Raw genomic sequence first — 12678 nt, forward strand, 5'->3', positions numbered from 1 at the left:
GCTTTTTCTCTTAATCTACGAATACTCCATAGAAAGGAGGTGATCCATCCGCACGTTCCCGTACGGATACCTTGTTACGACTTCACCCTAATCGCTAATCCTACCTTGGTACGCTCCCCCCTTACGGTTAAGATACGTGCTTCTGGTATTACCAACTCTCATGGTGTGACGGGCGGTGTGTACAAGACCCGAGAACGTATTCACCGCGACATTGCTGATTCGCGATTACTAGTGATTCCGGCTTCATGAAGTCGAGTTGCAGACTTCAATCCGAACTGAGACTGACTTTTTGAGATTAGCTCCCCCTCACAGGATTGCGACTCTTTGTATCAGCCATTGTAGCACGTGTGTAGCCCAGGACATAAGGGGCATGATGATTTGACGTCATCCCCACCTTCCTCTAGCTTACACTAGCAGTCTCATTAGAGTCCTCAACTGAATGTTAGTAACTAATGATAGGGGTTGCGCTCGTTGCGGGACTTAACCCAACACCTCACGGCACGAGCTGACGACAACCATGCACCACCTGTCTCAATGTTAGCCTCCACTACATCTCTGTAGCTTTGCACTGGATGTCAAGCCCTGGTAAGGTTCTTCGCGTTGCTTCGAATTAAACCACATGCTCCACCACTTGTGCGGGTCCCCGTCAATTCCTTTGAGTTTCACTCTTGCGAGCATACTACTCAGGCGGAGTACTTAATGCGTTAGCTGCAGCACCGACTTAATGCCGACACTTAGTACTCAACGTTTACGGCGTGGACTACTAGGGTATCTAATCCTATTTGCTCCCCACGCTTTCGTGCCTCAGAGTCAATAACAGGCCAGTAGACCGCCTACGCCACTGGTGTTCCTCCATATATCTACGCATTTCACCGCTACACATGGAATTCCATCTACCTCTCCTGCATTCTAGTTAGCCAGTTTTCAAGGCGAACCGGAGTTGAGCTCCGGGCTTTAACCTCAAACTTAACTAACCTCCTACGCACCCTATACGCCCAATAAATCCGGATAACGCTTGCCACCTATGTATTACCGCGGCTGCTGGCACATAGTTAGCCGTGGCTTTCTGGTAAGGTACCGTCAAACTAAAAGCATTTCCTCTTCTAGCTGTTCTTCCCTTACAACAGAGCTTTACAATCCGAAGACCGTCATCACTCACGCGGCATTGCTTCATCAGGCTTTCGCCCATTGTGAAAAATTCCCTACTGCTGCCTCCCGTAGGAGTCTGGGCCGTATCTCAGTCCCAATGTGGCCGATCAACCTCTCAGTTCGGCTACGTATCATCGCCTAGGTGGGCCTTTACCCCACCTACTAGCTAATACGCCGCATCCTCATCTTCTAGCGACCCAAACGGGCCTTTCAACATCTTCTCATGCGATAATGATGTCGTATGCGGTATTAGCAGTCGTTTCCAACTGTTATCCCCCACTAAAAGGTAGATTAGATACGTGTTACTCACCCGTTCGCCACTGGGTGCAAGCACCCCGTTCGACTTGCATGTATTAGGCATGCCGCCAGCGTTCATCCTGAGCCAGGATCAAACTCTCATTAAATTTAATCAATGTGAAAATTTTGATTCATGACTATATCTTGATTCTCAAATAATTGAACTTGTATAAATTGTACAAATTAATTGGTTGTTGTTGTTCTATCTAGTTTTCAAAGATCGTTTACGTTAGTTTTTCACAACCAACGACATATAAAAATATATATGATTTAAAACCAATAAGCAATACTTTTTTAATTTTTTTTTAAAATTTTTTATACTATTTCGACATTTTTTTAAACATTAATCTATTTCTGAAAAAAAACGCTAATTTGGAATAAAACCCTTTAAAAATGGGTATTTCTCATTGACAAGAAAGATAATAACATATTAAAAACTAAAAAACATAAAAAAAATAAAAAAGTTTAAACTTTTTTATTTTAATCATCTCAATCGATTGTTGGTGTGAAATCTTCATCATTTTGGTCATTTACTGGGTCCAAAATCTTGTCTATATCTATTTCCATGGTTTGAGTTTTCTCTTTTTGTAAGCTATTTACTATATTTGATTTACTTACTAAATGATCTGTTTTAGGAGCTTTAGGAGCTAATCTTCTTTCTTGTTTTTTCATAGCTTCTCAGATTCTGTCTGAATCTCCTAAGAATACTTTTCCTTGGTAGTTTTCATCTACTCTAGGAGTTTTTCTTTCAACTCTTTCAACATATAAAGGTTTAACAACATTACCAATTGGCTTGTCAAAATCACCTGCTCTTTGAGCCGATCTTCTTGGAACAATAGTTTGTTTATAAGGGTCCTTAGGCTCTGTAATAGGTGGTAACTCATCTAACTTAGGAATATTATTAACAGGAGCAACTCTGTCCATTACGGGCTCTGACGGCTCTTGTTGACCTTGTAGAGGTTCAAATTGACCATAATCATCATGCTCTAAAGTTTGAGTTTTTGTTTCATCATCTCAATCTATTACATGTGTTGAAGTTAGGTTTTCTTGTTCTTTATCGAAACTTACTGTATCTTCAGTTTCCTCTTCAGTTGATTCTTCATGGAATTTATTGTTATTAATATCTTCTTTTAATTGAGCCAATTTATCTGACATATTAAATGTCTCTTCATTTGGTGTTGAAGTGAATTCAGGATTGAATTCAGGAACTTCACTTGGATTTTCTCTTAACACCATTGGTTTAAATGGTTCATTTGTATTTGTAGTTGCTGTAGTTTTTTGTCTAACCACTTTTGTTTGTGATCCTGATGACATTTTAAGCATAGGGATAATTGAAAGTAATGCAGTTGCAGATGCTATTGGCAACATAATTATGTTTGCCATAATGTCTATTCCGACAAATGATGTTTCTGCTTGTTTTAAAAGTATTAAAAATGCAATATTAACACCAGCTAAAGTAACACCTAATAAAGTGTATAAAATAACTAATGCTTTAACGTTTGATTTTGCCATTCTAGCAACACCCATTACAAATAACAATGAAATTACTATAACTATTGCTATTTGTAAAATATTAAATATTGAATTTTCTTGTGGGAAGTTGAATGCATAAAAATTGCTTCCCCCAATTAAAAAGCTCCCTAGAAAACTTAAAATTAGCGTTGATAATCAAAGTAAAACGCCAAAAAATAAACCTTTTTTCATATATTTGCCCCTATCTTGTATAGCCCTAAAAATACATAGATATTTTAGCACCAAAAAAAAGTAAAGACAAGTATTATTGAAATAAAAAAAACACCTTTATAGGTGTTTCTTTTGTGTTATTTTGTATTTGTTTTATTCAGATTTTTATTTCTAAATCAATCTATAATTTTTCCGTTAAAGATAATAACTATTAAACTAAGAATTATCGAAAAAGAAGTGTCAGAAATTCAATGTGTTCTAGAAATGATTTGTGTATATTGCATTGTATTTATATGTAAAAATCAAATACCTATTATTGATCATAATTTTCAATTTAACTTTCTATTTTTCTTTTCACCCAAAAAGAAATAAGCAGTATACAACATTGTAAAACAAGAGATCATATGACCAGATGGAAAATCCATATTTCACCAACCAGCCTTACCTGTACCTAGAGGTTTAAATATATCTGTAAAGTTTCCAAAAAAATCATTAATTTGTCACCAAGGAAGATAATCTACTCCCATAACTCTATCTATTTCGACATCATAAATACCTCATGATTTGATTTTATGACCTGTTGTTATTCAATATGTTTTTCATTCATCTGTTACTCTATCTGAATAAAATATATTTTCAAAGTCAACACTGTAAAAGTAAGGTCTTCCAAACACAACCTTCATTATATAAACAATCAAGCTAGTTGTTAAAAAAGCACTAAAAGCTTTAATAGCATCAACCTTATAACCAGATGAAAGAATATCGCTTCTCCTAACAAATTTAAATCTTATATAATAAAAAACTAGCGACATAGCAGTTGTTTCTAACAAAAATAAAACTATCAATATTATTTGTCTTATTTTGTAAGAATCTAAGAATCAACCACTTATTCCAGGTCCATATCCATCATCTATTTTAGTTGTTGTAATTATTCAATAAAGATTTGCAGTAAATCAAAACACAAAAACGGCTCCGTAAAAAATCCAAATTGCTAAGTTTCAAATTTTACTTTCTTTATTTTCTATTCTTTTTATTTCTAAATATATTGATATAAAAAGAAATATGAATAAATACGATTGAGTCATACCAAGTTCTTCATATACTCAGACAAATATTTTTAGACCATAAATATCCATACCCTTTGCAAAAAACTTATTTATTTGTAAATCATATATACTAGATAAAATAAATGATAAAAATGTAAAAAGAAAAAACACTATAAATAATATTTTTAAAATTTTGTATTGTTTATTACTTTTAAAAAACATATTATTCCCTTAAAAAACAATTAACAAGAAGGTCATTTTTAAATGCTCTCCTTGTTAATTTTCTATTAATAATTAATAATCATTCCTTGGTATCTTGTCATACTTAATAATGATTCTCTAATTCCTTGAACACCTTCTCCAGAATCTTTTATTCCTAAGAATGGGAAGCTGTCAGGTCCTCGTTGTGGTCTTGAATTAATATTAACTGTTCCAGTTTTAATTCTTTTTGCAGTCAATATAGCTTTTGAAATATCTTGGCAAAATACACTAGCTTGTAATCCAAATTGTGATTCATTTGCAATTTTAATCATTTCATCTAATGAATCAATTCTAATAACTGGCAATACAGGACCAAAAGGTTCTTCTCAAGCAACTTTCATATCAACTGTTACATTATCAATTAATGTTGGTCACATTAAGTTTTTTTCTCTTTTATCTCCACTTACAATTGTGGCACCTTTATCTTTTGCATCATCAATTAAGCCTTGAATAAATTCTGCAGATCTTTCATCGATAACTGGTGTAATGAATGCATTATCTTGAGGCATTCCAACACTTAAAGATTCTACTTTTGTTTTTAAAATAGGTACTAATTTATCAGCTATTTGATTACTTACAAGAACTCTCTTAACAGCAGTACATCTTTGTCCTGAGTAACCAAATGCTCCATTTATTATTTCATCTGCATATTTTTCTAAGTTTAAATCATCTAAAACAAGAGCAGGATCTTTTCCACCTAATTCAAGAACTAAATCTGTAGAACTTCCCATTTTTCTTATTTGATTACCAATTCCAACACTTCCTGTAAATGAAATCATGTCTATTTCAGGATTTGAAGTAATAATATCTCCAATTTCTCTCCCTCTACCTGTAACTATATTAAATATTCCTTTTGGAAAACCTGCTTCAATTACAAGTTTTGACATGTAAGCACCAACTAAACTTCCTGCTGTAGCTGGTTTAAAAACAACTGAGTTTCCCATTACTAAAGCTGGTATTATTTTTGCTAAAGCTAAGTTGAATGGGTAGTTGAATGGAGAAATTGCTAAAACAACTCCTTTTGCAACTCTTGAAAATACTCCAAGTTTATTTTTTGCACCCATTCCTTCACCAGTTAAAGCTAAAGGTTCCATTCTTTTAGCTTCTTCAAAAGTATAATCAATAATTTCGATTGTTCTTACAACTTCTGCAAGTGATTCTTTAAGGTTTTTTGCTATTTCTTCAGACATAACTTGAGCTATTTCATCTTTATTGATTTCGATTAAATCTCTAAATTTCTTTAAAGTAGCTATTCTATCTAAAAGACTAACTTCTTCTCATGCTTGTTGTGAAGTTCTTGCAGCAGAAAACGCTTTATTAATATCTTCTGGAGATAAAGCACTTACTTTACCTGCAACAGTTAAAGTTGCTGGGTTCATTATTTCTAATCATTGACCATTATCAATAAGTTCGTTGTTAATTAATGCATTATATTGTCTCATTATTAAATTCCCTTCTTTTTTATTCCATAGAATAAATGTTGTTCATAATTATTGACCCTGCAATTGCAACATTTAAACTTTCCAAATCTGGATTAGTTTTTATTTTAATGTTTTTATCAATTGCTTTAGAAACTTCTTGAGATATTCCTTGACCTTCATTTCCAAGAACAAGAGCTACTTGTTTATCTTTTATTTCTTTTAAAGAGCAACTTTCTTCTCTTAGTAAAGTCCCTAGAACTATTATATTCTTTTGCTTTAATTTATCTATTAAATTTATTAAATCTTCATTTTTTAAATTTAAATCAAAGTGATTTGATTGCGTTGCTCTTAAAACTTTTGGATTATAAAAACTAACACAATCATTTGAACAAATAACGTTATTGAAACCAAAAGCAAAAGCACTTCTAATTAAAGTTCCTAGGTTACCTGGATCTTGAACACCATCAAGAATTAGATAGTTTCCATCTTGAAAGTCTTTCTCTTCTATTCTGCAAACGGCAAAAACTTTTTGATTTGTTTTTAAATCACTTATTTTTTTAGAAATGTTATCGCTAATTTCAATAACATTTTCAAAACTTTTATATTTATCAAGCAATTGTTCTTCAACAAGAATCATATCAACAACACCTTTTTGAACAGCAAGATCTACCATCTTTACTCCTTCAATAATGTATTTATTTAATTCTTTTTGAACTTTAGTTTCTTTGTATGAAAGAACTTCTTCAATTAAATTGTTATTAACAGATGTAATTTTCATTTTATTCAGTAAGTGCAAAACCTATTTCATATAATTTATTTTCTGGGTTTGCAAAGTCCTTTCCTTTATAGTTTGGATCTTTAACTGGATAACCAAATATTAATGATGCTCTACGTGGCGGTTCAAGTAATTTAGCTTGAATTGTAGACATTGCAGAAAGTGGTTCACCAGATTTTCTTTTCATTTTGTTTTCTTCCATTAAGTCTTCAATATCCTTAACTTTAGCTTGTTTAACTAATATTCAAATTTTATTTTCTCTATATCATTTAACTATTTTTTTGTATTCAGTATAAGTGAATTGAGTTGCTTCATCTCCAGCATAAAATCTATTTTTTTGTTTGTTTCAACCAGTAACAAAATCTCTTCAAATAACATTTCCAGTTTTACCTTTTGTCATCATATTTATTGTTTGAGCAATTGTTTCATCAAAATCATGATATCCATATCCTGTAAATGAGTTACCAGATCAAAGGTTTACATAATTATTTTTTTTAGGGTCTCAAACTTCTTCAAAACAACTTGCAGCAACTCAATATCTTTTATCAGAAGAGTTTCTGTAAATTTCAAAACCATATTTACTATTTTTTAAAACTACTTCTTTTTGAGTTAATTTTACAACTTTGCTTCTAAAAGTTTCTAGTATTTTCTTAATTTCTTTTTCAGTAAGTTTTAATCTAACTTCACCACGACTGTTTTTTATTATTTCTTTAGTTCTACTAAACTCTTCCATTGCTCTATATTTTTTATTTGCAAATGCATTAAAAATATTTAGCTCAGAAGTTGGATCTGGCATAACAAATTCATTTGTTACAAGTTCATCTCCACTTTTTTCAACTGTGTTTAGTGTGTTTGAAAGTTCGCTTAAACCTCTAATTTTTGCAATAACACTTGTTGCATTTTGTTTGTTATCTTCTAAACCTTCAAGAAGAACTTCTGATTTTTCTTCTTTTAATTTTGTTTGTTTTTTAGGTTTTTCTTTTACTTCTTGAGCAGCATTTGGATTAATGCTTGATTCAAAGTAAAATTCACTATCATCTAAAGAACTTCCAAACTCACTGTCTGAAGTTCTTTCTAATGATGGCATTTTAGGATCATTAGGATTAGAAGGTCTATATTCATAAATGCTTTTTAAATCTTTTTTTGCAGCCATAAATTTACCCTCTATTTCTATTTTTAATATCCACTATCTTGTCTATTAAAGTTTATTTCATTTTTTTTGTTATATACACTTAGAATTTCATCAGTTGTTATATCTAAAATATAAGTAATTGATAAGAATTCATCTAATAAATCATCATATGATTGAGCATCAAACTTATCTTCAAATACTAATGCTTTTCTATAAACATTAATACTTCAAGCATCAATATCATCTGCTTGTTTAATTTTATTATTAAATTCAGAAAAGTCAAAATTAACATTTGTTCCTAAACTAATTATAAAGTGTAAACAATCTATTAGTTCTTCAAGAATAACAGATTTTTCGCTAGGACCTTTATTTGATCAATATTTAAAAGATCTATATTCGTTTATGAATTCAGAAACTTCAACTAAGAAAGCTATTATTTTCTTTTTAATTATTTGTTTATCTATAACTATACCTTTTGATTCCATAATATAGTTATCTAAAATTATTTGTTTATCTTTTAAGTAGATTAAATTATCTTTATTTAACATATTTTTCTCTCCCTTAACCTAATTTTAGTTTAAAAAAATGATAGTTTCCTATCATTTTTTTATTTTTTAGAATCCAGGTTTTCTTAGTAATTTAAACATGTTTGTTTTATAAACTTCAACTCCAGGTTGATTGAATGGATTTATTTCTAATAAATATCCACTCATAGCACAAGATTTCATGAATCAGTATGCAGCATAACCAAACATTTCAGCATCCATTTTTTCAAATTCTAATACAATGTTTGGAACATTTCCTGTATTTGCATGAGCATCAACAACACCTTCAAGTGCAACTTTATTAATTTCATGGAATGACTTGCTTGTTAAGTAGTTTAATCCATCAAGATCATCGTTATTTGTAGGTACATTTAAATCAAGATTAGGTTTTTTAACATCTATTATTGTTTCAAATAATACATTTTTTGTACCTTCTTGAATAAATTGTCCAAGTGAGTGAAGATCAGTTGAAAATACACAACTTGTTGGGAAAAGACCTTTTCCATCTTTACCTTCTGATTCACCAAATAATTGTTTTCATCATTCAGTAAATGTTTGCATTTGTAATTCATAACCCACTAAAGTTTCTGCTTTAAAGTTTTTTTCAGTATGTAAAATATGTCTAGCCACAGCATATTTATAAGCTTCATTATCTAATTTTTTAGTATCTTCCATAGCTTTTTTAGCTCCTGTAAAGATATCATCTACATTAACTCCAGCAACTAATAATGGGAAAATCCCAACAGATGTAAATACTGAAAATCTACCACCAATATCGTCTGGAATTGTAAAAGTTTCATAACCTTCTGCTGTTGCTAATTGTTTTAAAGCACCTTTTGATTTATCAGTAACTGCAACAATTAATTCTTTTGCAGCTTCTTTACCTTTTAAATCCACTAAAAGTTTTTCAAAAACTCTAAATGCAATACCAGGTTCTGTTGTAGTTCCTGATTTTGAAATATTTACAATACCAAATTCTTTATCTTTCACATAATCAACAACTTGTTGAGTATATGTAGAAGAAATGGTATTTCCGATGTATATTAATTCAACTTTATCGTTTGAATATAAACCTCTGATCATTTCATCAGCTGCTCTTGCTCCTAAATAACTTCCCCCAATACCAACAACTAATAAAACATTAATTTTTGATCTTAAGTTCTTAGCAACTTGTTTCATTTTACTTAACTCATCTTTATCAAATTCAACTGGTCAGTTTACTCAACCAAGGAAATCACTACCTTCTCCAGTTTTATTTTCAATCATATCATGTACTTCTTTTATTTTTGCTTCACTGAATTTTGAAATTTCATTTTCAATTTGTGAATTTTTAAAACTTGTTTTTATCATATTACTATTTCCCCTTGTTACTATTTTGATTCTACGCTACTTTTTAAGTTATCAAATCCACTTTTTGTTTCTTTTATTTTTGTTTCTGGTGTTTTTAATAACTCTGGCCTAATTGATTTATAGCTTAATTTAACTTGGTTTTTATCTTGTAGAAGTTCTATAACTTCAACTTCATATTCTTCATTCAAATTTAAGAATTCATCAACACTTTTTACGAAAAAGTCTGATATTTCTGAAATATGAATTAACCCTTTGATTATTTCGTCTTGGTCTGTTACTTCACAAAAAGCACCATAGTTTACAATAGCTGTAATTTTAGCCTTAACTTTTTGTCCTTTGTTCAACATCCTATTGCTCTCCTTACAAATTAATTATAAACTTAATTTGTATTATGAATAACAAATTTGAAAAAATTTTTAAAAAGAAGGTGAAATTTTGGAAAAAAATAATTTAGAAGAAAAAGTAAAGGCTACATTGGAACAATTAAGAATGTACATAACTCAAGATGGTGGAGATATGGAATTTGTTGCAATAAAAGACAAACTTGTTTACATAAGACTTAAGGGTAATTGTGTTGGTTGTGGTTTAACAGAACTGACTTTTAAAGAAGGTGTTGAAGGAGTTCTTATAGAAGAATTCCCATATGACATCGATGGCGTAGAACTTGTAATGTAATTTTTAAATTAGGAGACTTATATATGTTTTTTTCACAAACTACAGATATTATAAATACTATACTTAGTGCCGTTTCAACAATAACTGTTTTTGTAGCATCACTATTGATTCCATATTTAGTTAAAAAATATAATGACAAGAAACAAAAAGTTGATGCAGCAGAAAATTCTTTATTGGATGCGTTTGATAAATATTTTTCAGATGATTATCCTAAAAACGATTTTGAATGATATTTAGCAGAAGTAAGTGCTATTATCAAAAAATATGAGATCAAAACAATTAGTTGTGCAAACTGTAAAAAGAAATGTACAGCACAAAAATATATGAAATGGTTTACAACAGTTGATAAAGTAATTCCAGAAGTAAATAACTTTACTTTTAAAGTTGGAAAAGTAGGTTTTGCAATAAATCTAAACTCTTTATACTGTTATAAATGCTCAAACAAAAAAGTAACAAAAAAAGCAATTAAATAATTGCTTTTTTTTATTATCCAACAGAACCTTCCATGTCCATTTTGATTAGTTGATTTAACTCAACTGCATATTCTAATGGCAATTCTTTTGTAAATGGTTCTAAGAATCCCATAACAATAATTTCTAAAGCTTCTTGTTCGTCAAGTCCTCTACTCATTAAGTAGAATAATTGTTCTTCACTTACTTTTGAAACTGTAGCTTCGTGTTCTATTTGAGATTGATTATTGTGAACCTTGTTTTGAGGAATTGTATCTGAATGTGATTGGTTATCTAAGATTAAAGTATCACATTCAACTCTTGCTTTTGAGTTGATTGCATCAGGTCCAATGTAGGCTAAACCTCTATAGTTTGCTGTTCCACCTTGGAAAGTAATTGATTTTGAGACTATTTTAGATTTTGTTTCTTTTCCTAAATGAATCATTTTACTTCCAGCATCTTGATAAACACCTTTTTTAGCAACAGCTATCGAGATTGTATCTCCTTGTGCTCTGTCACCTTTTAAGATACATGAAGGATACTTCATATTTACTTTTGAACCGATGTTTCCATCAATTCATTCCATTCTTCCATCTTCTTCAACTATACTTCTTTTTGTAACTAAGTTTAAAACGTTATCACTTCAGTTTTGCACTGTTGTATATCTAACACTTGCTCTTTTACCAACAAAGATTTCAACAATAGCTGCGTGTAAGTTGTTTTCTGAATAGATTGGAGCAGTACATCCTTCAATGTAGTGTAGTTCTGCATCATCTTCTACAACAATCAAAGTTCTTTCAAACTGTCCTGATGATTGATAGTTAATTCTAAAGTAAGCTTGAAGTGGTTTTTCTAACTTAACTCCACTAGGAACATAAATAAATGTTCCCCCTGATCAAACAGCTGCATTTAATGCTGCATATTTGTTATCATCGTTTTTAACTAATTGACCAAAGTATTTTTTAAATAAATCTGGATGTTTTCTTAAAGCTGTATCACAGTCAGTAAAAATAACTCCTTGTTTTTCTAACTCTTCGTTCATTCTTTCATAAACTGGACGAGCATCTCATTGAGCATTAATACCTGCTAAAAAGTTTTTTTCAGCTTCAGGTATTCCTAAACGATCAAAAGTTCTTTTAATGTTATCTGGTATTTCATCTCAAGTTTTTACTGTTTTACCAGCACCTTCAGTATAGTAATAATAATCATTAAAATCTACTCAGTTTAAATCTGGACCAAAACTTGGTTGAGGTTTTTGATCAAAAACCTTTAAACTTTCTAATCTATAATCTAGCATTCATTGAGGTTCTTCTTTATGTTTAGAAATCTCTCTTACAACATCTTCATTAAGTCCTTTTTGTACTTTATATGTAGAAACTTCACCTTCATTAAAACCATATTTATAGTCAGATATTTGTTTAATTTCCTCTTCTTGTTTCAATTTTTTCATTATCTACACCTCCTTATTTAAAATAGATTTAAATCCATCTGCTCCTAATAGAGCACAGTTTATTCTATTTCCTTGTTTGTTTATTTCTCAAAATGCTATCAATTCATCCAACATTGACTCATCATATTCATTTCCAGAAATCATATTATAGTAGTTTACAAGTTGCTTTTGAGCTTCTTGTACTTCTAAACCTATTAATTTAGAACACATTATATCTGTTGAAGCAGTTGATATTGCACAAGCATTACCATCAAATCTTGCTTCAACTATTTTTTTTTGTTCAATTAATAATTGAACATTTATTTCATCACTACATGTTGGAGAATCTTGAAATTTGATAATTGATTTATCATTTTCAATCAAACCCTTGTAGTCTGGCTGAGTATAATGTTCCATTATTATTTGTCTTAATTGAATTTTGTCTTCTTTATCAAACATTATAAAG

12 protein-coding genes and 1 rRNA gene are annotated in these 12678 nt (G+C 30.5%); 2 read left to right on the forward strand and 11 right to left on the reverse strand.

Annotation, left to right across the window (positions count from 1 at the left end; genetic code table 4):
* Nucleotides 1–32: 32 nt before the first annotated feature.
* From AACL10_RS03580 to AACL10_RS03620, 9 genes are all read right to left on the reverse strand, one after another.
* A 16S ribosomal RNA gene (locus tag AACL10_RS03580) occupies nt 33–1553 on the reverse strand.
* Between the two features lie 373 nt (nt 1554–1926).
* A complete protein-coding gene (locus AACL10_RS03585) occupies nt 1927–3150 on the reverse strand; it encodes a hypothetical protein (RefSeq protein WP_338984654.1) in 1224 nt (407 codons plus the stop codon).
* Between the two features lie 116 nt (nt 3151–3266).
* Nucleotides 3267–4397 (reverse strand): phosphatase PAP2 family protein, encoded by a 1131-nt coding sequence (locus AACL10_RS03590; RefSeq protein ID WP_338984656.1) that lies wholly within the window; start codon nt 4395–4397, stop codon nt 3267–3269.
* A 65-nt stretch (nt 4398–4462) separates the two neighbouring features.
* Entirely contained in the window at nt 4463–5878 is a 1416-nt protein-coding gene (locus AACL10_RS03595; RefSeq protein WP_338984657.1) for an NADP-dependent glyceraldehyde-3-phosphate dehydrogenase, read from the reverse strand.
* A gap of 19 nt (nt 5879–5897) precedes the next feature.
* Entirely contained in the window at nt 5898–6653 is a 756-nt protein-coding gene (locus AACL10_RS03600; RefSeq protein ID WP_338984659.1) for an RNA methyltransferase, read from the reverse strand.
* Nucleotides 6637–7785, reverse strand: a complete 1149-nt coding sequence (locus AACL10_RS03605) for a hypothetical protein (RefSeq protein ID WP_338984661.1) — start codon at nt 7783–7785, stop codon at nt 6637–6639. Before AACL10_RS03605 ends, AACL10_RS03600 begins: the two co-directional genes overlap by 17 nt.
* A gap of 23 nt (nt 7786–7808) precedes the next feature.
* A complete protein-coding gene (locus tag AACL10_RS03610; protein WP_338984663.1) occupies nt 7809–8312 on the reverse strand; it encodes a dUTP diphosphatase in 504 nt (167 codons plus the stop codon).
* Nucleotides 8313–8378: 66 nt separating this feature from the next.
* Nucleotides 8379–9659 carry a glucose-6-phosphate isomerase gene (locus AACL10_RS03615; RefSeq protein WP_338984665.1) on the reverse strand — a complete coding sequence of 427 codons (1281 nt, stop codon included), beginning with the start codon at nt 9657–9659 and terminating at the stop codon, nt 8379–8381.
* A gap of 20 nt (nt 9660–9679) precedes the next feature.
* Nucleotides 9680–10006: a S1 RNA-binding domain-containing protein gene (locus tag AACL10_RS03620; RefSeq protein ID WP_338984667.1), complete on the reverse strand. Its 327-nt coding sequence runs from the start codon at nt 10004–10006 to the stop codon at nt 9680–9682.
* 88 nt (nt 10007–10094) lie between these two features.
* Here AACL10_RS03620 and AACL10_RS03625 point away from each other — a divergent pair, with 88 nt between their 5' ends.
* Both AACL10_RS03625 and AACL10_RS03630 read left to right on the forward strand, forming a co-directional pair.
* On the forward strand, nt 10095–10334 hold the full coding sequence (locus AACL10_RS03625; RefSeq protein WP_338984669.1) for a NifU family protein: 240 nt from the start codon (nt 10095–10097) through the stop codon (nt 10332–10334).
* 23 nt (nt 10335–10357) lie between these two features.
* The gene (locus tag AACL10_RS03630; protein WP_338984671.1) at nt 10358–10807 is read left to right on the forward strand and encodes a hypothetical protein; all 450 of its coding nucleotides are present in this window, start codon (nt 10358–10360) and stop codon (nt 10805–10807) included.
* A gap of 13 nt (nt 10808–10820) precedes the next feature.
* Here AACL10_RS03630 and sufB read toward each other — a convergent pair whose 3' ends face one another.
* The gene (gene sufB / locus AACL10_RS03635; RefSeq protein ID WP_338984673.1) at nt 10821–12233 is read right to left on the reverse strand and encodes a Fe-S cluster assembly protein SufB; all 1413 of its coding nucleotides are present in this window, start codon (nt 12231–12233) and stop codon (nt 10821–10823) included.
* Nucleotides 12234–12236: 3 nt separating this feature from the next.
* The gene (sufU, locus tag AACL10_RS03640; RefSeq protein ID WP_338984675.1) at nt 12237–12671 is read right to left on the reverse strand and encodes a Fe-S cluster assembly sulfur transfer protein SufU; all 435 of its coding nucleotides are present in this window, start codon (nt 12669–12671) and stop codon (nt 12237–12239) included.
* Nucleotides 12672–12678: the final 7 nt, after the last annotated feature.

It is taken from the genome of Spiroplasma endosymbiont of Diplazon laetatorius, assembly GCF_964019625.1.
Lineage (GTDB): Bacteria > Bacillota_I > Bacilli_A > Mycoplasmatales > Mycoplasmataceae > Spiroplasma_A.